Genomic DNA, 18,701 nt, shown 5'->3' with positions numbered 1-18,701 from the left:
TCCATCAAGCATCACGAGCATGTCGGCTCTAGCCGATTATCGGCAGAGTGAAATGAAAAGTCGCTCCTTGGCCTGTCTGGGATACTACCCAGATTCGTCCACCATGGCGTTCAACAATCTTTTTGCATATCGCCAGGCCGATGCCGGTGCCGGGATATTCTTCTCGATTGTGCAATCGCTGAAAAATGACAAAGATTCGCTCGGCATACTCGGGGTCCAGCCCGACGCCATTGTCGCGGACCGAAAACAACCATTCAGTGGGCCGGCGTTCAGCCGACACATGAACTTGTGGCGCCTCCTTCCCGTGGAACTTGATGGCATTGCCGATCAGGTTCTGAAAGAGCTGTCCCAGTTGTACCCTGTCCGCCATCACTCTGGGCAGGGGGGCGCGGGTTACAACCGCCCGGCTCTCCTCGACCGCAACCCGTAAATCGCTCAGCACCTCTTCCAGCACGCTATTGCAATCCACCTCTTCAAACACTTTCTCCTGCACGGTCACGCGTGAGTACGCCAGGAGGTCATTGATCAGCCATTGCATGCGGTTGGCTCCATCTACGGCATACCTAATATACTCGTCGGCATCGGAATCGAGCTTGCCTTTGTAACGCCTCGCCAGGAGCTGTGTGTAACTGGCGACCATCCGCAGCGGCTCCTTCAGGTCGTGCGAGGCTACATACGCAAACTGCTGCAAATCGGCGTTAGAGCGAGCCAGCTCAGCGATGGACTCTTCCAAGGCTTTCCGCGACAGAGTCAGATCGCGATTATCGCGGACCAGTCTCCATGACGCCCACAAGCCGAATCCGGCCAGCGGCGTGACGAGCAGGAGCCCCACTCCTGCGAATGTCCAAATGAGCCGGTTGATCGGAGCATGGACATGTTCACGGTCCAGCCGAACCAATACGGTCCAGTCAAATCCTGGAAAGTTGCTGTAACCTTGTGTCCTGGCAAAGCCGGTCACCACAGGAATCTGGCGGCGCTGGTGCAGTTCCTCTACAAAACCCGGCTTCTCACGATCCCCGGCTGCTCGACTTGCGGAAAGCAGCTCCAATTTTTGCAGGCTGCTGTTCATACCGCTCGCTTGGTTCTTCTCGATGAGCACCGCTCCTTGGCGATCCAGCAGCAACCAGTCGTGAGTGTCTTCTCCGGTTTGGAGTTTCCCTTCTTGCTCAAGAATGGCACGTAGATTCTCAAGCGGGACCTTGGTTGTCACCACTCCGCGAAAGTCTCCTCGTGGCCCATAGATCGGAGCCGAGAAGCCCACAGCCATCATGCCCTCTGACTCTGGTGAGACCCTGGCTTCCTCAAGTTGAACCTGGCCTGTCTGTCTCGCCAGCGTAAACCAATGCGGCTGCGTGAAACCCAGGCTGCCCTGCGCCGCACCCTCCGCCTCTGTTATCTCACCTGTGTCCGGCCCGGCAGGCGAGTCGGTCGCCACAACAATTCGACCAGCCGCATCGGTCACTCCTACCCAGGAATAGTACCGATACAGCTTCTTGTATTGCCGTAGTCTCTGTCTCTTCTCCTCCTGTTTGCCCTCGAATAGAATTCTGTCATTTGCAAACACCTGGATGTCACTGAACCGCTCGAACAAAACCCGATCGAGAGTGTTAGCGGCCCTGACCGCGGTCCTGCTGAGGTCAGCTCCTCTCTCCTGGACCATCACAGCTTTCAAAGAGGTTAATGTATAGAGTCCCACCCCTACCGCAATAGCAAAAGATAGGAACGATGCCAGGGGGAGCACGGGTCCAGACCACCAGGGTCTATCGAGCAGCAGTTGTGCCTTAGGTGTCAAAGAGAATGCGGGTACCATACAAAACAGTTGTGCTGATGGGGTACGGGCAATAGCCGCAGGGTTGTTCTCCGCCAGGGAAGGGTGACACACCAACAAGAGCAGAATCGATGCAAAGATAGCAGGCTTCGAGATTCGAGACAATAGTCAGCCAATCGGGTATTTGAATCAGCACCATCTCCAGCTCGACAACGTATGTGTGGAATGGAGGGGGTAGCTTTCTGATAGGATGTCGGAAACATAAGCGAAGGCCCCGTGATTCAGTGTATCGGTCTAACAGGCTGCGGAAAAACTCGGTTTACACACAATATACTATTGGAATCTAGTAAATTGCGCCGATGGCAACAAAGCCGGAGGATGCTCAAAAAGGCCAGACTTCTCACCCGCCCAACCCTGACGCGCCGAGACGCGTCTTGGCCCAGGCAAGGCCGCAGCGGATGAAGAAGGCTTAGGTCGAGGTTAAGGTTAAGCATTGAACAGGTTCTTGTTTACTCAACCTTAGCCTCAACCTTAACCTTTCAATAACGCTGGCGGACTTTTTCAGCATCCTGCTAAAGAGTGTGATGGCCTATGGAACAAATTGAAACAAACTATCGAGCCCTCTTAGCCGTCGCGGTGGTGCTCAATTCTCAGCGGGATACGCACAGCCTATGGGAAGCGATCACCGCTGAGATCACGAAGGTGATTCCCTGGGCACGGGCATCTGTCACCCTTTACGATCCTGAGGCCGATGGGTTCAGGTTTTATGTCATGGCCACGACGATGGCACAGGTAGTGCTCCAACGCGATGCCGTGATTCCCCGTATCGGAAGCGGGATGGGGTGGGCCTATGATCACAAAACTGTCCACTGTCGTCCGGAGCTGAAACAGGTACAAGTGTTTCCTGAAGACAAAATGTATGTGCAGGAAGGGCTCGGACGCATCATCAATCTCCCTCTACTCGTGGGAGACAAGTGTCTGGGCATTCTCAATATCGGCACTATTGAGTCGGGCGCTCCCGACCCGGGGGACCTCGAGTTTCTGGCACAGGTGGCGACGCAGATCGCCTATGCGATCGATCATGTCCAGGCGTACGAACAGATCGATTGTCTGCGGGCCCAGCTGGCCAAAGAAAAAGACTACCTCGTCGAAGAACTGAGGCTTAGGCAGGATACCGACTCCTTGGTAGGAAAGAGCCTTGCCTTTCGGCATGTGATAGACCTTGCTCACGACGTGGCGCCTACTCCGTCGACCGTGTTCATTACGGGTGAAACGGGCACGGGCAAGGAACTGATTGCACAAGCGATCCATGATTGGAGCCCGCGGCACTCGAAACCCATGGTGCGGGTGAACTGCGCTGCCTTCCCGGCTGGGTTGGTCGAAAGCGAACTCTTTGGCCATGAACGAGGCGCATTCACCGGAGCGGACCGAACCCGCGAAGGCCGATTTGAACTGGCCCATGGTGGAACGCTGTTCTTGGATGAAATCGGTGAAATGCCCTTGGAAACACAGGCCAAGCTCCTGCGAGTCTTACAAGATGGCATGGTGGACCGTCTGGGTGGGAAACAGCCCATTCGTGTTGATGTTCGGGTGATCGCCGCCACCAATCGCGACCTACCCGCAGCCGTCAAGCATGGGACATTTCGCGCTGATCTCTTTTATCGTCTGAATGTCTTTCCTCTTAGCGTCCCTCCACTCAGGAATCGTCCGGAGGATATCCCCCCGTTGGCGCGACATTTCCTGAAACAGTACTGCGTGAAATTCGGACGTTCGTGCAAAGACATCGATCAGGAATCGCTCGAGCGATTGATGCGATACCCTTGGCCTGGCAACGTCCGTGAACTGGAAAATGTGATCGAGCGTGCGCTGATCCTCTCTCGTGAACCGGTGTTGCGGATCGACGACCATGTCTTGGGTTCACAGACCTCATCGGTTCCTACCCAGCCACCAGCGGATCTCAAAGAACTCGAGCGCCGGCATATTCTGCAGACCCTCGCACTGACAGATTGGCGTATCGCCGGTCCGGATGGCGCGGCTGTGCGTTTGGGAATCCCTCCAAGCACGTTGCGCAGCCGGATGAAGCAGTTTGGAATGAAGCGATCGCCTGCCGGCTAAAGACCCAGAACATCCGCTCCGCATGGTCTGCCTATCTCATCTCTCCTTTTTGAAGGAACAGCACGCGATCCTTCGCGCGCCGAGCTCGCGAGCAGACGCGACTCATCGTGGGCTACCTTCGTCCTCATGCACTTCCCCTTATTAGTCACTGCAAGAAATCCCTGTATTCCAATGAGTTGTGACCGAGCGGTTGAAAAGAATGAGCACGGCACGGCCTGTGCCCTACCGGGATACTGCAGGCACAATTCAACTCATCACTGGAGATGAGTAAAGACTGCAAACGTTTCCTGGAAGGAGGAACATCATGGAGATCGCAATGTTGTTCAATGGCGTGCTGTATGCCTGTTTGCTTGGAGTCTTAGCTATGGCATGGGGATGGTTGCAGAGAAGTGATTCTTGAATGAGGCTCGGTGGAGGGCTGGAGAGCAATCAGCAGAGACTTCCAGCCCTCCTGTTTCGACGGTGCAGGTAAGCGGTTTCTGCACTCCGCATAAATCGTCAGGTGTGAGACCGGTCACCTTCGAAAGGCGCGCCAACATGCGCGGGCCGATTTCATCACGCTCGTGAAAAGCAAAGACGACATCCGGCCAGCCGGTCTTTTGCAACGTGCGATGGGAGCCACTTGTACGCTTAATCTGCCAGTCGATGCGAAGGAGGGCGGAAAGAACGCGCGAGGACTGGGTCGAAGGCCACCGGCTCATGCCGCAATGAACGACACGTTCAGTAGGTCCTCAGGTACGGCTTCGCCATGTTCGAGGCGATCGGCCATTGCCCGAAGCGCCAGAGCTTGGACCGCCGCAAGGGCAGCAGCCTTCGTCTGGCCATAGGCCATTACCCCAGGTAGGGTCGGCACCTCGCCGATCCACCGGCCATCTTCTTCTTGTTCCAGCTCGATCTTGAGTTGAGTGATCTTCCCCATGAGTATCCTTCGACAGGTTCACTGGTCGATAGGCTAAGCCCCAACAGGCTAAAAATCAAGCTGCCATAAGGAGCCCCCGTACGGGGAGAAAACAAAGGAAAGAGTAGTCCCGTTCCCAAACTAGACCGAGTTCAACTGCGTGGGGAATGAGACTCGACTGCTCCCGCACCTCTCAGAGCGACCCACTCAGGCTCCGCTGAGCGGAAGCCTTCGGAAATTCCCTCGCAGACTCGGTCAGTTTTCGCTTTCCTTCCAGCGGAGTCTCAGCGGGTCCCCGCTCCGCCAGCGACGTTCGCTCTGAGCCTCAGCCTCCGCATCGAAAAGTAGAGCCTGGTTCGGTCATGTTGCACGCGCGTCCAAAGAGAGCCTTCTGGTTCCTCAACTTTCCCAGAGGGAGCAGGCAGATTGTTCTTTACTGCGCGCATCGAGCGACCACTGTTTCAACGTGGGGGCTCTGCGAGCAAGAAGAACATTCTGCCTGTTCCCTCGCATCGTTCGGTGGCCGCGCGTTGCGCGAGCACAGAAGACCAAGCGTGCCCCTACTCGGCAAACCGTAGATCACGGTCACTGGACAGTGACAGGTACGCTTCTCCCCATTGACGAGGACTGTCGAGATTCCAGGCTTCCTCGATAGTGATCGGCTTGAATCGCAGGCCGTAGAGTCCTCCATAGACTAGATGCGTCAGCCCCGCGCCAGAATCTTCAACCAGCTGCGCATAGGCTTGGCAGGCGGGCGCCTGTGTGTCGTCGCTCCAGCCGGTGATCCAGTACCATTCCCCGGAGGGGTTCCGGTCATAGAGCTTGACTTGTGCGACCGGTCTGGCAGGGCCGACCTCCTTGAAACGCGCGAACACACTCGCCTCGCAATTATCGTTTGATTCGACTTCCACGATCACGGGAGTCCTCGGCCACATCCCAGGAGGCACTCATTCTAACTCACGGAGAAGCCCGTAAACACAAAGGGCCCGGCGGTCTCCCACCGGGCCCTTCCGATACCCGTCAGCCTTCAGCCTGTTGCTGTGGGCCGCTTAGTACATCCCTTCCATCCCGTGGTTATGTCCACCACCGCCGGCCGGCTCTTTCTTCTCTTCCGGCAGCTCGGTGATCATCACCTCGGTCGTGAGCATCAATCCCGCCACGCTCGCGGCGTTCTGCAACGCGCAACGCGACACCTTGGTGGGGTCGATGATACCGGCCTTGATCATGTCCACATATTCCTCGGTCGCGGCGTTGTACCCGCCGTTGGAATTCTTGTCATTGCGCACTTTCTCGACGATGACCGAACCCTCCATCCCTGCATTCACCGCGATCTGACGGATCGGCTCTTCGAGCGCCCGGCGGATGATATTGACACCCACCTGCTGCTCCGCCTCCAGCTTGAGCGAATCCAATGCCCCGAGGCAACGGAGATACGCCGTTCCACCGCCGGGGACGATTCCTTCTTCGACGGCTGCCTTGGTGGCATGCAAGGCGTCTTCGACGCGCGCCTTCTTTTCCTTCATTTCAGTTTCGGTCGCGGCGCCGACGTTGATGACGGCTACACCGCCGACGAGTTTCGCGAGCCGCTCCTGGAGCTTCTCCCGATCGTAGTCTGAGGTGGTCTCGTCGATCTGGGCCTTGATCTGCTTCACGCGGCCTTCGATCTTCTTCGGATCTCCATAGCCTTCCACAATCGTGGTGTTGTCCTTGTCCACCGTGACGCGCTTGGCGCGCCCGAGGTCCGTGAGCTTCACGTTTTCCAGCTTGATGCCGATATCTTCCGAGATCACCTGGCCGCCTGTGAGGATCGAAATATCCTCCAGCATGGCCTTGCGGCGATCGCCGAATCCAGGGGCCTTGATGGCCGTTACATTGAGCGTGCCGCGGAGCTTGTTCACCACCAGCGTCGCCAGGGCTTCACCTTCCACATCTTCCGCGAGGATCACGAGCGGCTTGCCCATCTTCGCGACCTGTTCGAGGACCGGCAGCAAGTCCTTCATGCTGCTGATCTTCTTTTCCGAAATGAGAATGAGGGGGTCCTCCAAGGCTGCTTCCATCCGCTCGGCATTGGTGACGAAGTAGGGGGAGATATAGCCGCGGTCGAACTGCATTCCTTCGACCACGTCCAATGATGTGGTCATGGACTTGGCTTCCTCGACCGTGATCACGCCGTCTTTGCCGACCTTTTCCATCGCTTCCGCGATGAGATCACCGATGGTCTTATCGTTGTTGGCTGAAATAGTTCCGACCTGGGAGATTTCGGTCTTGTTCTGGCAGGGCTTACTCAGCTTCTTGAGTTCACTGATTACTACCTCGACGGCTTTGTTGATGCCGCGCTGGATCTCCATCGGGTTCGCGCCGGCAGTGATGTTCTTTGCGCCTTCGCGATAGATGGCCTGTGCGAGCACGGTCGCGGTCGTGGTGCCATCGCCGGCCGTATCGCTGGTCTTGCTGGCCACTTCGCGCACGAGCTGGGCGCCCATGTTCTCATACGGATTCTTGAGCTCGACTTCTTTGGCCACGGTCACGCCATCTTTGGTGATCGTCGGGGCGCCGAACTTCTTGTCGAGAATTGCGTTGCGGCCCTTGGGACCGAGTGTTGCCTTCACAGCGTCGGCGAGCTGGTTCACCCCCTTGAGGATGGACGCGCGCGCTGCGTCACCGTACAGTAGTTGCTTTGCCATGGTCATTCCCCCTTTATGGTCGTCGTAGTGTGTATAGGTTTGATGATTAGCTGGCGAAGACGCCCAGGATGTCTTCTTCCTTGAGGATCAAACATTCCTCGTCTTCGATCCGGAGCTTGCTGCCGGAATATTTGTCGAACAGGACTTGATCGCCGACTTTCACATGCTCCACCTTCTTGCCGATCGCCTGGACGATGCCTCGTTGCGGCTTCTCCTTCGCGCTGTCCGGCACATAGATCCCGCCGGCGGTTCGATCCAATTCTTCGGTGTAGGTGACGAATACCCGGTCACCCAGAGGCTGGAACCCCTTGGCGACGTGCTTCTTCTCTGTCTTCTCCTTGGCCGCAGTGCTCATAGCAACACCCTCCTCGTGATGTTAAACAAGTGAATATGAACGATATAGAACAGGTTCGAACTCGATGGCGTAATCGTGGTACTCCAGAACGAGCAGAAGTCCTGATCCGCTGAACACGGAGGCATAGATAGCCTCGTGTTCGTCCAAGTCAAGGGGGAAAAACGGGGAAATTTTTCCCCACTCGTCTGACAGGGACAGAGGGAACCATACCCGATTGAAGCATGGGGATACCAGACATTTATTTCAACGGGGGACTAGACGAAATTAAATTCACAAGTGGTCGAAATCTTTGATGTCTTTCTTAATGTAGTCGCGCAAGCGCTTGATGATGCGGGCTTCCAGTTGCCTGGTCCGTTCTTTCGTGATGGAGTATTTCGCGCCGAGGTCGTCCAGGGTGAGAGGGGTTTCTGAGAGAATCCGGTTCCGTAATATGTCTTCATCCCGCTCATCGAGCGTCTTGGCGAATTCGGCGAGCTTGGTGCGGAAGAGTGTCTGTAATTGGGTCTGCGCGAGTTGCTCGTCTGCCGGAGTCTGCTGGGAGGGGAGCACATCCAACAGGCTGCCTTCCTGGTCCTCGCCGATTGGCTGATCCAGCGAGAGTTCCCAATTGCCCAGCCGCTGCCCCATCTCGATGACGTCCCGTTCTCGGACGTTCAAGCGGTCTGCGAGCAATTTCGTGTCCGGGGCGAACCCTTCCCGCTCCAGCTTGGCCTTCTCTTTTTTCAGGTTGTAGAACAGTTTCCTTTGATCCTGAGTCGTTCCGATCTTGACCAGCCGATAGTTGTTCAGTAAATAGCGAAGGATATAGGCTCGCGACCACCAGGCAGCATAGGCGTAAAAACGCACGTTCTTCGACGGGTCGAACTTTTTGATGGCATGCATCAATCCGACATTGCCCTCTTGAATGAGGTCCATATGGTCGACGCCGGTGTGAAGGTACTCGGCGGCGATGGAAATGGATACGCGAAGGTTGGCCATGATGAGCTTCACGGCGGCATCGCGGTTTCCGTGGATCCGATATTCATGGAAGAGGGCCAGCTCTTCTTCTTTGGACAGGTAGGGATGGCGTCGGACTTCGGCGAGATATTGCTGGAGAGCTGTAACTGGCACCACGGCTGTGGAGTCGGTGGCGTGATGCTCTTCCGCCGCTGCAGGGTGAAACGACTCGGGAGGCGAACTGATCTCAGTGATCTCCTCTTCGGAGGGATCTATGATCTCCGGTTCGATCGGTTCTTTGTCGAGGTCCTGGTCGCGTGGACTCATGAGGGTCGAGATTATCATAAGAAGGTGTCGGAGTCTGTCCGAAATAATCCCTTTCTCCCGCATTTCCTATGGAGGTGGCAGGCTATTTTCCCCGGTGACCGTGACACGTGAAAAAGGGATGTCAAATACTCAATGTTAAATGATAAATTGGTCATCTTTCGAAGAGAGACGATCAGACATTCACGACAGGAAACTATGCCGACTCCTTTTCACAGTATCGAAGAGGCCATCAAGGACATCAAGAAGGGGAAGTTCATCATTCTCGTCGATGACGAAGATCGGGAGAATGAAGGGGACCTTGTCATGGCGGCCCACCATGTGACGCCCCAGGCCATCAATTTCATGGCCCGATACGCCCGTGGGTTGATCTGTCTTGCCCTGACGCCTCAACGGGTGGAAGAACTCCACCTCCCGCAACAGGCGGTGGAGAACACGGCGACTTTTGGCACGGCTTTCACCGTGTCCATCGATGCGCGGCACGACATTACAACCGGGATCTCTGCGGCGGATCGAGCCACGACGATCCATGTGGCGATTGATCCGAAGTCCAAGCCCGGCGATCTGGCGCGGCCTGGCCATATTTTCCCTCTCAAGGCGCAGCAGGGAGGGGTCTTGAAGCGTGCGGGACAAACGGAAGGGTCTGTCGATCTGGCGCGGTTGGCAGGGCTTTCTCCCGCCGGTGTGATCTGCGAGATCATGAATGAGGACGGCACCATGGCTCGTGTGCCGGAACTGGCCAGATTTGCCAAAGCCCACAAACTGAAGATGGTCACGATCAAGGCACTCATCGAATACCGCATGCAGCGGGAGACCTATGTGCGGCGGATGGCCAGCGCGAGGCTGCCGACAATGTTCGGCGAGTTCGAAGCCGTGGCGTTTGAGAGCGAAATCGACGGTATTACGCACATTGCCTTGGTGAAGGGGCAGGTCGATAGCGGGGGGCCAACGCTTGTTCGGGTGCATTCCGGCTGCTTGACGGCCGATGCGCTGGGATCCCTGCGCTGTGACTGCCGCGACCAGCTCCATAGGGCGATGGAGGTGATTCAAAAGGAAGGGCGTGGGGTCCTGCTCTATCTCAATCAAGAAGGGCGCGGCATCGGCCTGCTCAATAAGATCAAAGCCTATGGGCTGCAAGACCAGGGGAGCGATACCGTGGAGGCCAATCTGAAGCTGGGATTTAAAGCTGATCTGCGGGATTACGGCGTAGGGGCGCAGATTCTCGTCAATCTCGGGCTCCACCAGATCAAGCTCATCACGAATAATCCACGCAAGATTGTCGGAATCGAAGGCTATGGGCTGCAAGTGGTCGAGCGTGTGCCGATTGAAATTCAGCCGCGTGCGGCGAATGTGAAGTACTTACGAACGAAAAAGAAGAAGATGGGGCACATTCTGAAAAAGGTGTGAGAAGGGACGGTTGGGTCGGTCTCTTGCTCGCGCAACGCGCGGCCTCAGAAGGCCCTCGTTGGACGCGCGCAGTGAGCCCAACCCAACCACCCGATTACGTATTGATGTGCCAAGGGGGAAGGAAGTAGTAAAGAGGGATGAAATTGCGGAAGGGTTCTCATGATGCGACGGGGTTGCGGGTTGGGATTGTCGTTGCAAAGTTCAATAGGTCCGTGACGAGCAAGCTACTGAGTTCCTGCGTTGAGGAATTGACGAAGCAGAAGGTCAAGGCTGAGGATATCGAGGTGGTGCGGGTGCCGGGGGCATTCGAGATTCCCCTTGTCGCTCGAACGATGGCCAAGTCCGGCCGGTTTCATGCGGTGATTTGTTTGGGTGCAGTCATTCGGGGAGACACGCCGCATTTCGACTATATCAGCGCGGAAGTGAGCCGGGGGATCGGGCAGGCGGCGTTGGATGCCGATGTGCCGATCATCTTTGGTGTGTTGACGACGCATACTATGGAGCAGGCGATCGAGCGGGCAGAGCCGACGAGGTTTAATCGTGGTGGAGACGCAGCCAAGTCCGCAATCGAAATGGCGAGGGTGATGGAGGGGATCAAGGGCAACAAGGGCAACAAGGCGGCAAGTGACAGCCCGACAGGGGTGAAGAACGCCAGGAGGAAGCGATAATGCCTGCTTGTCGGCCTGGTTTCTTGTCAGCTCATCACCGAGGCTTCTGTGGGTAGCCGCCATCAAGCCAGGGAGCGGGCGCTCCAAATTCTGTTTCAGTATGATATTCACGGCAAGCCGGGTTTATGGCTGGATGTCTTCTGGAAGGAGAACAAGTCAACGGATGAGGTGAAGGCCTTTGCCGAACGACTCGTGGCAGGGGTGCTGAGCAAGAGGAAAGAGTTGGATGGCCTCATCGGAAAATACGCGACCAATTGGAAAGTGAGTCGCATGCCGATCGTAGACCGCAATATCCTGCGATCTGGTCTCTATGAGCTGCTGTGGATGGAAGATGTGCCGGCGAAAGTGACGGTGAACGAAGCCATCGAATTGGCGAAAAGTTTCGGCGACGACGAAGCCTCGAAATTCGTGAACGGTCTCCTGGATCAGGTCTTAACCAAGGAATCGACGCTGACCGCGAAAAGACGTGAGGCGTCAGGCGTGAAGGGCGACGAGAAGAGATGATTGACCGATACACTCGTCCCCAGATGAAAGCCATCTGGGACCTGAAACACAAGTACGAGATTTGGCTCGATGTCGAGCTGGCCGCCTGTGCGGCATTTGAACGAGCAGGACAGGTCCCGCGCGGCACCGCAGCCCGTATCGGGAAGAAAGCCACGATCGATGTGAAGCGGATCGCCAGGATTGAGAAGGTCACGAAGCACGACGTGATTGCCTTCCTCGAATCCCTGGTGGAATCGGTCGGCCCTGAGCATCGGTTCCTTCATATGGGGCTGACCTCGTCGGATATTGTAGACACAGCCTTAGCCGTGCAGATGACCGAGGCGCTCGACCTCATTCTCGACGATCTTGAAGGGCTGATCGCCGTTCTGAAGCGGCAGGCGCTGAAGTACAAGAGACAGGTCATGGTTGGCCGCTCCCACGGCATCCACGGCGAACCGATCTCGTTCGGCCTCAAACTCGCCATCTGGTACGAAGAAGCCTGCCGGCACCGGGAGAGGTTGACGTATGTGCGGAGAGAGATTGCGGTCGGAAAACTCTCCGGTGCGATGGGCACATTTGCGCATCAAGGGCCTGAGATAGAAGCGTACGTCTGCGCCAAGCTGGGGCTGACACCGGACCCTGTCTCCAATCAAATCGTGCAGCGCGATCGGCATGCATCCTATGCCTCGGCCTTGGCGTTGCTGGCTGCCAGCATCGAAAAGTTCGCAACCGAAATTCGTCACTTGCAACGGACCGAGGTGCTCGAAGCGGAAGAGTATTTTTCCGAGGGGCAGAAGGGATCTTCTGCCATGCCGCACAAGCGGAACCCGATCGCTTCGGAAAATCTTTGTGGGTTGGCCCGGGTCGTGAGAGGCAATAGTTTCGCGGCGATGGAGAACGTCGCCCTGTGGCATGAGCGCGACATCAGCCATTCCTCCGTCGAGCGAGTGATCATGCCAGATAGCACCATTCTGATCGATTATATGCTGGCGCGGATGACCGATGTCATCAAGCATCTGGTGGTCTACCCGGCGAATATGAAGCGCAATCTCGACCTCACCGGGGGACTGGTCTACTCGCAGCGACTGCTGCTGCGGCTCATTGAGAAGGGGGCACAACGCAAGGAGTCTTATGAGGCTGTTCAGCGCAATGCCATGGCTTCCTGGAAAGGGGCCGGGGCACTGCAGGAATTAGTCGGACGGGATCCATTTGTGACGAAGCATCTCACGGAAACGGACATTCGTTCCTGTTTCGATCCGAAGTATTACCTGCGCCATCTTGACAAGATTTTCCAGCGGGTATTTGGATCGGGCGCACGTAAACCTGGGAAAGGAGGGAAGCCATGAGGCCGTCCATGTTCATGCGCTTGGCTATGCTGATGTTGGTAGGTGTGGTGATGGTGCCGTCCGTTGGGGCGGCTGATCGCGACAAGCTTCTGAGTGAACCGGGTGTCTATGGCACCTTTGCCGCGTTCCGACTCGATGCGGATTGGGCCAAACAGGGTCAGACAACGCGTATCACGCAATTGCTGACGTTGAAGGGAGTGGTCGAGCAGCATCGAGAAAAAGTGGCGATCGATGTCTATCTTCTCCGTGGACTCTCCGATCGCGCCGATGTGCTGTTTCGCGTCCACGCGACCGAGCTGCGCGAGACCCAACAATTTCTCCTGGATCTCCAGAGTAGTGTCTTCGGCAAACACCTGACCGATAGCACGATCTTTTCCGGTCTGACGAAGAAGGCCAACTATGTGCCGGGCATGCCGGAGAGTCTCAAGAACGAACTGAAGACTCCCAGTGAGCCGGGCCCCCAGCCCTACGTCATCGTGATTCCGATCCGGAAGAACGCAGAATGGTGGGGGCTGGATCAGGACAAGCGCGCGGCGATGATGAAGGAGCATACGGAAGTTACGGTGCCCTACATCAAGACAGTGAAGCGGAAACTCTATTACTCCAGCGGACTCGACGATCTAGATTTCATTACCTATTTCGAAACGTCTAAGTTGGAGGATTTCCACAGCTTGGTGTTGGCGTTAGAGAAGGTGAAAGAGTTCCAGTATAACCGGCGGTTCGGTCATCCGACCTTGCTGGGGACGGTCAGATCGTTGGATGAAATTATCGAAGTGTTGGCGCAGTAAATAGCCCGCGTTCCTCGTGAAGCGCCAGAGGAGATGCGAAAGATGCCTGAAACGTCTCCTGGGAGTGAGACCTCTGAATCCGGAACGAAAAACGCTTCACGCTTCACGAACGACGTGTCACGCAGCAGATAGGCGATTGCAGCAGAAGTGTTCAGTAATGCAGTTGAAGGAACGATTATGACAACGCGCACGCTTCTTTACGAAGGTAAAGCCAAGAAGCTTTTTGCAACCGACAATCCCGATCAGGTCGTCCAGTATTTCAAGGACGATGCGACGGCCTTCAACGCTCAGAAGCGCGGGACTATCGTCGACAAAGGCGTGGTCAATAACAAGGTCTCTGAACGGCTCTTCCGGTTGTTGGAGCAGGCCGGCATGGCGACGCATTTTGTCGAGCGCCTGAGTGACCGGGAATTGCTCACGAAGAAGGTGACGATCGTGCCGGTGGAAGTCGTGGTCCGCAATATCGTCGCAGGCAGCTTGGCGAAGCGACTGGGGTTGAAGGAGGGTGATCCCATCGAGCCGGCTATCGTGGAGTGGTACTACAAGAACGATGGGCTGGGCGATCCGCTCATCGCTGATGAACATATTCGCCTGCTCAAGCTGGCGACGCCGGAGCAACTGGTGGAAATCAAGCGACTTGCGCTACAAATCAACGCGATTCTTCGTCCATTCTTCCAAGAACGGCAGATGATCCTCGTCGATTTTAAATTGGAATTCGGGCTGCACCACGGCCGGCTCATCCTGGCCGATGAGATTTCGCCGGATACCTGCCGTTTTTGGGACCAGACGACGAAGGAGTCGATGGATAAGGATCGGTTTCGGAAGGATTTGGGGAAGATTGAAGAGGCGTATCGGGAGGTGCTGAAGAGAGTCTGTGGATGAGGGGACGGAACGGATAGAGGGAGCGGAGGGGTGGCTTCTTTGCTCGCAGAACGCGCACGGTAAAGCTGTGCTCGTTCGATGCGCGCAGTGGAAGCCAACCCCTCCGCCCCCTCAAGGATCTCCCAATCCTTTGGGGAGAGTGTGGAAGAGGGAGACGTGGGGGCGGTCCTCCTTGCTCGCGCAACGCGCGGCCTCAGAAGGATAGAGAGGGAAGCAGTTGGCCACTCTCTTGCGTGAGGATGCGAGCGCGTAGCAGATGAGGGAGGCCCTCGCAGGGGGAAAGGACGTGTCTTGGCGCGTCCAGGGTGGGCGGGTGAGAAGGTCGCGCAGTCGAGGACAACCCCACCATCCCCTGCGAAGGCTGCACCAAATCCTTTGGTAAAGGAAGGGTAGGGAGAGAGTCGTGAAGGGGTTTCGGCGGTTGTTCATGCTGTATGGGTTGGTGGCCTCCATTTTGGCGGTCATGTCGGTGGTCGGTATATTGACCTATCGGATGGGGGACTCACCCTGGCGCTGGCCGCTCTTGGCGGTCATCGTGGCCGGGTTCGGGACGATCGCTGGGATTTTCTGGATCAGAAGGTATGTGGATAGACAGACCAAAGCATCGGAGCAGGGAGATCAACAGTGAAAGGAAGAGGGGATGGAGGCTGATGATCTTCTGTGCTCGCGCAACGCGCGGCCTCTGAAGGCCCTCGTTGGACGCGCGCAGTGGAAGATCAATCAGCCCCCATCCCTGAGCAGTAACGAGCGAGCTTAGAGTGATCATTTAGAAGGGTGACGGCCGTTCGATGCGTCTGGATGAGAGCGTTCGTGCCGCCCTTTGTCGAGGGGTGTGAGAAGAGCTAAGGAGGGTGTGGTGAAGGCAAGAATTCATGTGACGTTGAAGCAGGGCATCTTGGACCCGCAAGGGAAGGCGATTGAGCATGCGCTTGATTCACTGGGGTTCAAGAATGCGGGCAATGTGCGGGTCGGGAAGTATATGGAACTGGACGTGATCGAAACGGACAAGGCGAAAGCGGACGCACAGGTTAAGGCCATGTGTGAGAAGCTGCTGGCAAATACGATCGTTGAAGAATATCGGTACGAGTTGCAGTGAGATGGCGAGACGGCAGGACTTGGTTTCGTGCTCGCGCAACGCGCGGCCTCAGAAGGCCCTCGTTGGACGCGCGCAGTAAAACCAAATCCTGCCATCTCGCTGTAACGAAGTGAGGGTAGGTGAAATGAAGATTGGCGTGGTGGTGTTCCCGGGTAGTAATTGCGATCACGACTGCCAGCATATCTTTAAGGATGTGCTGGGGCAGTATGTGGAGATGATCTGGCATAAGGAGACTCTGCTCGCGGGGCTGGATGCGATTGTGCTGCCGGGGGGGTTTTCCTACGGCGACTATTTGCGGACGGGCGCGATCGCGCGGTTCTCGCCGGTGATGGGAGCGGTGAAGGAGTTTGCGAAGAAGGGCGGGTTGGTGCTCGGTATCTGTAACGGGTTCCAGATTCTGCTGGAGGCGGGGTTATTGCCCGGCGCGATGTTGCGCAACCGCTCGCTGCATTTCATCTGCAGGGATGTCTACGTGAAAGTAGAGAATGCGGCGACCGCGTTTACGGGGAGCTGTGAGTCTGGTCAGGTATTGAAGATTCCAATCGCCCACGCAGACGGGAACTATTACACCGATCCGGTCACGCTGGCTGCGATGCAGGCGAACGCACAGGTCGTGCTGCGCTATTGCACGCCGGAGGGTAAGGTGACGCCGGAGGCGAATCCGAACGGGTCCTTAGATAATATTGCAGGGATCATCAATGCCGAGGGCAATGTGCTGGGCATGATGCCGCATCCGGAGCGCTGTGCGGAAGAGATGCTGGGGAATGTCGACGGGAGACTGATTTTCCTATCGATGCTGGAGGCGTTGAAGGGAAATAAGAAGCGATTGAAAATGGTGGGGGCGTGAGGGGCAGAGCCATGCTGCCGTTCGCTTCAGGGCCTCTCGGAGCGACCCTTCCGGACTCTGCCAGGCGGAAGCCATCGGAAATTCCCTCGCAGACTCGGTCAGTTTCCGCTTTCCTTCCTGGCAGAGTCTCGGTGGGGCCCCGCTCCTTCGGCCAATTCCGCTCACGGCAGCATGGCTCTCTTGATCAGAAGTGTAGGGTCCCGACCGCTCTCGGTAAAGTCGCTCTGGCCATGCCCTCACTAAAATTTATAGAAGGCGAATAGTTGTGGCCGTTCCTGAGTATCAAAAGTTTTTCTTGCCGGTTCTCAGGATCGCTGGAGACACGAAAGATCATTCATATGGGGAGATGTATAACTTAGTCGCCAAAGAGTTCAGTCTTACCGAGGATGATCGTGCAGAGCTTCTTCCTAGTGGTACAGCTAGGAAATTCGAAAATCGAGTTGCTTGGACAATTACGGACCTTAGTAAGGCCAGGCTTCTAGATAGAGTAGCGCGTGGGGTATTTCGAATTTCTGAGCGAGGCCTGCAGGTACTCCAAAAGAATCCAACCGAACTTGACAATAAGTTTCTGCGACAATTTCCGAAGTTCGTCGAATTTACGCGAGGGACACGGGTCCAAACTAAGAAAGAGGATGAGGCCGAAAAAGACAACGTCGGAACACCCTATGAAACCCTTGAGGTGGCCTACCAAAGTTTACGAAAAACGTTAGCTCAGGACCTTCTCGACCGTATTAGGACTTGCTCTCCGAAATTCTTTGAAACTCTAGTCGTAGATCTGCTTGTTGCTATTGGGTATGGAGGGTCGAGAAAGGACGCGGGGCAGGCTGTAGGGCGTTCCGGAGACGATGGTATTGACGGGATTATCAAAGAAGACAAACTGGGGCTCGATGTGGTTTATATCCAGGCAAAAAGATGGGAATCAACGGTTGGTAGGCCCACAGTTTAAGAGCTTGCAGGTAGCCTAGAAGGGCATAGAGCCAGGAAAGGCGTTCTTCTAACAACTTCTAGGTTCTCTCAGGAAGCAAAGGAGTATGTGGGGAGGATAGAAAAGAAAATCGTTTTAATCGATGGCGAACAACTTGCTCAGCTCATGATTGATCACAGAATTGGCGTTACAGAGGTGTGCAGTTACGTGGTAAGCAGGGTAGATTCCGACTACTTTGAAGAAGGTTGATCCTAACCCTGTGCGGATCTGGAATAAATCACTCAAGAAACTCTGTGGGCACATTTGCTGAGTGAGCATCGGGAGTAGTACCCAATGCGGAATTAGACAGTTAGGCGAGACGCAGCTATCAAAAATGATCTCATCGTGCAGCATAATCTGACGGAAATGGAGTAAGATTTGGTTTCTTCCTGGGGACGAGGGGACGGAGAGAGGCCGTTGAAGACGCTGCTGTGATCCATATCATTCGTACTCGGGCCACAAAACAGCAGATGGAAGAAATGCTCCAGGGCCTTGAAACATACGTGAAGTTGGCTGTTGATCTTGAGCGAAGAATTCTTGCTGGTGGTGGGGCATTGCATGCAGATTGTGAAGCGGCCTTGCTTGAAGATGGGAGTCGCCAGGAAGATGTGTGGGGTGCGGACGGGATTCCTAGTGCGCAGCAAATCACGTTTGAGTCTTTGATCAACATTCGGCCACGCCAGAACAATCCCTCGCTGGAGATACTGGATTCTGGTGTCAGAGAGCGTGTGGTAGAGATCGTTAGGCCTTTACTAGGTCGCGCATGAAAGATAAGTCTGCCATTCAAGAACGTTATCTTCGCGACACCCTTCCTGTTCGCTTGGGTGGGTTGGCGGCGAATTTGAGCCGGATTAAATCGTTTGCTGCGCATGATGCCGGCCGTGATGCTGTGGAAAGCTTGATCGATGAGAGTAAGTACTTTATCGAATGGACGGCGGCTGAAGCTGAAGTCGAAGTGTCAGCGGAACTTGTTGGATTGCAAGTTCAGCTTGCGCGATGGCAATGTCAGTGGGTTCAAATCTGGTCAGATCCCTTTCGTCGCGGGCAAGTTGCTGAGGCCTCAAGTGTCTGGTCAAAGCGAGTATTGGAACTGTCCGGTCTCTTACGCACTAGTGCCGCGCCTGTCTAGCGTCGGAGTGA

At 55.8% G+C, this 18,701-nt stretch carries 19 protein-coding genes and 1 pseudogene; 13 read left to right on the top strand and 7 right to left on the bottom strand.

The features are described 5' to 3' along the window. Positions 1 to 28 precede the first annotated feature (28 nt). The gene (locus tag HZB34_15335; GenBank protein MBI5317332.1) at positions 29 to 985 is read right to left on the bottom strand and encodes a hypothetical protein; all 957 of its coding nucleotides are present in this window, start codon (positions 983 to 985) and stop codon (positions 29 to 31) included. A gap of 1,374 nt (positions 986 to 2,359) precedes the next feature. Here HZB34_15335 and HZB34_15330 point away from each other — a divergent pair. Next, positions 2,360 to 3,883 (top strand): sigma 54-interacting transcriptional regulator, encoded by a 1,524-nt coding sequence (locus HZB34_15330; GenBank protein ID MBI5317331.1) that lies wholly within the window; start codon positions 2,360 to 2,362, stop codon positions 3,881 to 3,883. A gap of 362 nt (positions 3,884 to 4,245) precedes the next feature. Here HZB34_15330 and HZB34_15325 read toward each other — a convergent pair whose 3' ends face one another. The 6 genes from HZB34_15325 to HZB34_15300 form a co-directional block, all read right to left on the bottom strand. Further along, the gene (locus HZB34_15325; protein ID MBI5317330.1) at positions 4,246 to 4,584 is read right to left on the bottom strand and encodes a type II toxin-antitoxin system HicA family toxin; all 339 of its coding nucleotides are present in this window, start codon (positions 4,582 to 4,584) and stop codon (positions 4,246 to 4,248) included. Continuing rightward, positions 4,581 to 4,802 (bottom strand): type II toxin-antitoxin system HicB family antitoxin, encoded by a 222-nt coding sequence (locus tag HZB34_15320; protein ID MBI5317329.1) that lies wholly within the window; start codon positions 4,800 to 4,802, stop codon positions 4,581 to 4,583. Before HZB34_15320 ends, HZB34_15325 begins: the two co-directional genes overlap by 4 nt. A 539-nt stretch (positions 4,803 to 5,341) precedes the next feature. Then, positions 5,342 to 5,698: a hypothetical protein gene (locus HZB34_15315; protein MBI5317328.1), complete on the bottom strand. Its 357-nt coding sequence runs from the start codon at positions 5,696 to 5,698 to the stop codon at positions 5,342 to 5,344. 132 nt (positions 5,699 to 5,830) lie between these two features. Further along, positions 5,831 to 7,465 carry a chaperonin GroEL gene (gene groL, locus HZB34_15310; protein MBI5317327.1) on the bottom strand — a complete coding sequence of 545 codons (1,635 nt, stop codon included), beginning with the start codon at positions 7,463 to 7,465 and terminating at the stop codon, positions 5,831 to 5,833. Positions 7,466 to 7,511: 46 nt separating this feature from the next. Then, positions 7,512 to 7,820 carry a co-chaperone GroES gene (locus HZB34_15305; protein ID MBI5317326.1) on the bottom strand — a complete coding sequence of 103 codons (309 nt, stop codon included), beginning with the start codon at positions 7,818 to 7,820 and terminating at the stop codon, positions 7,512 to 7,514. A gap of 270 nt (positions 7,821 to 8,090) precedes the next feature. Then, complete coding sequence (locus tag HZB34_15300; GenBank protein ID MBI5317325.1) at positions 8,091 to 9,101, bottom strand: RNA polymerase factor sigma-32; 1,011 nt, start codon at positions 9,099 to 9,101, stop codon at positions 8,091 to 8,093. Between the two features lie 177 nt (positions 9,102 to 9,278). Here HZB34_15300 and HZB34_15295 point away from each other — a divergent pair, with 177 nt between their 5' ends. The 12 genes and pseudogenes from HZB34_15295 (at position 9,279) to HZB34_15240 (ending at position 18,690) form a co-directional block, all read left to right on the top strand. Continuing rightward, complete coding sequence (locus HZB34_15295; protein ID MBI5317324.1) at positions 9,279 to 10,487, top strand: bifunctional 3,4-dihydroxy-2-butanone-4-phosphate synthase/GTP cyclohydrolase II; 1,209 nt, start codon at positions 9,279 to 9,281, stop codon at positions 10,485 to 10,487. A gap of 137 nt (positions 10,488 to 10,624) precedes the next feature. After that, positions 10,625 to 11,155: a 6,7-dimethyl-8-ribityllumazine synthase gene (locus HZB34_15290; protein MBI5317323.1), complete on the top strand. Its 531-nt coding sequence runs from the start codon at positions 10,625 to 10,627 to the stop codon at positions 11,153 to 11,155. Between the two features lie 48 nt (positions 11,156 to 11,203). Further along, positions 11,204 to 11,659: a transcription antitermination factor NusB gene (nusB, locus tag HZB34_15285; GenBank protein ID MBI5317322.1), complete on the top strand. Its 456-nt coding sequence runs from the start codon at positions 11,204 to 11,206 to the stop codon at positions 11,657 to 11,659. Next, positions 11,656 to 12,984: an adenylosuccinate lyase gene (locus tag HZB34_15280; protein MBI5317321.1), complete on the top strand. Its 1,329-nt coding sequence runs from the start codon at positions 11,656 to 11,658 to the stop codon at positions 12,982 to 12,984. The genes nusB and HZB34_15280 overlap by 4 nt, the downstream gene beginning before the upstream one ends. Then, positions 12,981 to 13,772 carry a chlorite dismutase family protein gene (locus HZB34_15275; GenBank protein MBI5317320.1) on the top strand — a complete coding sequence of 264 codons (792 nt, stop codon included), beginning with the start codon at positions 12,981 to 12,983 and terminating at the stop codon, positions 13,770 to 13,772. The genes HZB34_15280 and HZB34_15275 overlap by 4 nt, the downstream gene beginning before the upstream one ends. Before the next feature lie 177 nt (positions 13,773 to 13,949). Continuing rightward, positions 13,950 to 14,654: a phosphoribosylaminoimidazolesuccinocarboxamide synthase gene (locus HZB34_15270; protein MBI5317319.1), complete on the top strand. Its 705-nt coding sequence runs from the start codon at positions 13,950 to 13,952 to the stop codon at positions 14,652 to 14,654. Positions 14,655 to 15,057: 403 nt separating this feature from the next. Next, entirely contained in the window at positions 15,058 to 15,282 is a 225-nt protein-coding gene (locus HZB34_15265; GenBank protein MBI5317318.1) for a hypothetical protein, read from the top strand. Between the two features lie 225 nt (positions 15,283 to 15,507). Next, positions 15,508 to 15,750, top strand: a complete 243-nt coding sequence (gene purS, locus HZB34_15260) for a phosphoribosylformylglycinamidine synthase subunit PurS (GenBank protein MBI5317317.1) — start codon at positions 15,508 to 15,510, stop codon at positions 15,748 to 15,750. A gap of 124 nt (positions 15,751 to 15,874) precedes the next feature. Then, positions 15,875 to 16,597, top strand: a complete 723-nt coding sequence (gene purQ / locus HZB34_15255; protein MBI5317316.1) for a phosphoribosylformylglycinamidine synthase subunit PurQ — start codon at positions 15,875 to 15,877, stop codon at positions 16,595 to 16,597. 265 nt (positions 16,598 to 16,862) lie between these two features. Then, positions 16,863 to 17,771: pseudogene (locus HZB34_15250) on the top strand (restriction endonuclease). A 221-nt stretch (positions 17,772 to 17,992) separates the two neighbouring features. Further along, complete coding sequence (locus HZB34_15245; GenBank protein ID MBI5317315.1) at positions 17,993 to 18,328, top strand: hypothetical protein; 336 nt, start codon at positions 17,993 to 17,995, stop codon at positions 18,326 to 18,328. Beyond that, the gene (locus HZB34_15240; protein MBI5317314.1) at positions 18,325 to 18,690 is read left to right on the top strand and encodes a hypothetical protein; all 366 of its coding nucleotides are present in this window, start codon (positions 18,325 to 18,327) and stop codon (positions 18,688 to 18,690) included. Before HZB34_15245 ends, HZB34_15240 begins: the two co-directional genes overlap by 4 nt. Positions 18,691 to 18,701: the final 11 nt, after the last annotated feature.

This window comes from Nitrospirota bacterium, from assembly GCA_016219645.1.
In the GTDB taxonomy this organism is placed as follows: domain Bacteria; phylum Nitrospirota; class Nitrospiria; order Nitrospirales; family Nitrospiraceae; genus Palsa-1315.
This window is presented reverse-complemented; position numbering and strand designations above follow the sequence as displayed.

What these genes read in the sequence shown, in the direction of transcription:
- HZB34_15330 (MBI5317331.1), top strand. Translation starts at nt 2,360, where the DNA reads ATGGAACAAATTGAAACAAACTATCGAGCCCTCTTAGCCGTCGCGGTG.
- HZB34_15325 (MBI5317330.1), bottom strand. Translation starts at nt 4,584, where the DNA reads ATGAGCCGGTGGCCTTCGACCCAGTCCTCGCGCGTTCTTTCCGCCCTC.
- HZB34_15320 (MBI5317329.1), bottom strand. Translation starts at nt 4,802, where the DNA reads ATGGGGAAGATCACTCAACTCAAGATCGAGCTGGAACAAGAAGAAGAT.
- groL (MBI5317327.1), bottom strand. Translation starts at nt 7,465, where the DNA reads ATGGCAAAGCAACTACTGTACGGTGACGCAGCGCGCGCGTCCATCCTC.
- HZB34_15305 (MBI5317326.1), bottom strand. Translation starts at nt 7,820, where the DNA reads ATGAGCACTGCGGCCAAGGAGAAGACAGAGAAGAAGCACGTCGCCAAG.
- HZB34_15300 (MBI5317325.1), bottom strand. Translation starts at nt 9,101, where the DNA reads ATGATAATCTCGACCCTCATGAGTCCACGCGACCAGGACCTCGACAAA.
- HZB34_15295 (MBI5317324.1), top strand. Translation starts at nt 9,279, where the DNA reads ATGCCGACTCCTTTTCACAGTATCGAAGAGGCCATCAAGGACATCAAG.
- HZB34_15290 (MBI5317323.1), top strand. Translation starts at nt 10,625, where the DNA reads ATGAAATTGCGGAAGGGTTCTCATGATGCGACGGGGTTGCGGGTTGGG.
- HZB34_15280 (MBI5317321.1), top strand. Translation starts at nt 11,656, where the DNA reads ATGATTGACCGATACACTCGTCCCCAGATGAAAGCCATCTGGGACCTG.
- HZB34_15275 (MBI5317320.1), top strand. Translation starts at nt 12,981, where the DNA reads ATGAGGCCGTCCATGTTCATGCGCTTGGCTATGCTGATGTTGGTAGGT.
- HZB34_15270 (MBI5317319.1), top strand. Translation starts at nt 13,950, where the DNA reads ATGACAACGCGCACGCTTCTTTACGAAGGTAAAGCCAAGAAGCTTTTT.
- purQ (MBI5317316.1), top strand. Translation starts at nt 15,875, where the DNA reads ATGAAGATTGGCGTGGTGGTGTTCCCGGGTAGTAATTGCGATCACGAC.
- HZB34_15240 (MBI5317314.1), top strand. Translation starts at nt 18,325, where the DNA reads ATGAAAGATAAGTCTGCCATTCAAGAACGTTATCTTCGCGACACCCTT.